Origin of the sequence: Methylobacterium indicum (assembly GCF_001043895.1) — a bacterium.
Classification (GTDB): Bacteria; Pseudomonadota; Alphaproteobacteria; order Rhizobiales; family Beijerinckiaceae; genus Methylobacterium; species Methylobacterium indicum.
Genome location: NZ_JTHF01000233.1, coordinates 1 through 1,342, shown reverse-complemented (window position 1 = coordinate 1,342; position 1,342 = coordinate 1). Strand labels below are relative to the sequence as shown.

At 66.5% G+C, this 1,342-nt stretch carries 1 protein-coding gene; it reads right to left on the bottom strand.

Annotated features, from left to right (window positions below; all coding sequences use genetic code 11):
* Nucleotides 1-598: flagellin (locus QR78_RS24930; protein ID WP_048430292.1), on the bottom strand; the 598-nt coding region annotated here is incomplete at its 3' end.
* Nucleotides 599-1,342: the final 744 nt, after the last annotated feature.

The window sequence follows — 1,342 nt, the reverse complement described above, 5'->3', positions numbered from 1 at the left end:
TCTTGATGCCCGCGTCGCCGACCGTGTCGCTGGCGCCGTTGGTCCAGGTCGAGTTGGCCGCCGTCGCCACGCCGAGGCGCGAGGCGGTCAGGCCGAGCGAGCCCGCGACACCCGCCGAGCCGTTCGACGACTGGATGACCATGGTCGCGCTGGTCGACTTGGGGTCGAAGGACAGCGAGAGCTTGTCGCCGTTGAGCAGGTTGACGCCGTTGTAGCCCGAGTTCTTCATCAGCTCGTCGACCTGGCTCAACACGGTGTTGAACTGGGTGGCGAGGGTGGCGCGGCGGGTCTGGTCGCTCTCGGCGGCGGCCGACGTGGCGATGCCCTGCGCCGTCTGGAGCAGCTTGGTCATGCCGTCGATGCCGGAGCTGGCGGCGCTGATGGTACGCACGGCCTGCTGCATGTTGTCCTGCAGGCCGGAGAGATCGCCGGCGCGCTGGTTGAGGCTCGCGGCGGCGAAGTAGGACATCGGGTTGTCGAGGGCGGTGTTGACCTTGTTCCCGGTCGCCAGCCGCGTCTGCGACAGGGTCGCTTCGGCAACGGTCTGCTGGATGGTCACCAGGGTATCGCGGACACCCGACGAAAGCGAGACAGGCATGGTTTATCCTTTTGAATTCCAGGAGCACATTTTCGTGCTGACAATGACCCTAGCCCCCGAGTGTTAAGAACGAGCAACGATTGATAGTTAACGATACGTATAATTGCATCGCAGAAATCAAAACGACTCTCGGCCCCTTGCGGTAGCGTTCGATCGAATGATCAGATTAGAACCCGGTAGATGCCAGTTACCCCGACAGGACATCGTATTTGCCGAACGAGCGGAAGCTGAACTGCCCCGGCGAATAGAAATATGCCGGAAATCCCGCCTCCGGCCCGGACATGAAGATGCAACATCGGGCTCGGCCCCAGGACCGCGACAGACCCGATCGATCGACCCGGGCCTGCGGCTGCGCCGCAGCGGGCTCCCGAACGGCCCCAGCGGATCGTTCCGGTAGCGGGAGACGGGCATCGCGGCGGCTTGAGTGCAGCTCGCGAAACGCTCGGTCGCCGTCGGCGCTCGATGGGGAGGCGTCGGCCCAACGGGAGTCTTGTGAGAGACGCCAAACCACGGGGCGCCGCGAGGGGGCAGGGCGCACCGCATCCAAACGGCCGGCACGCCTCCCGGTCGCCATCCCCGCCGACCGTGCCGCGACCGGCGCCGGAGCCGCAGCCGTCCGCGACCCGGCGCGCACCCGACACGGCACGAACGAAAACGGCCCCGGGCATCGTCCTGCCCGGAGCCGCGTTGGGTCATCGTCAGCCGGGCGGGAAGCCGCCCGACGGGATCAGCGGAGGAGCTGGA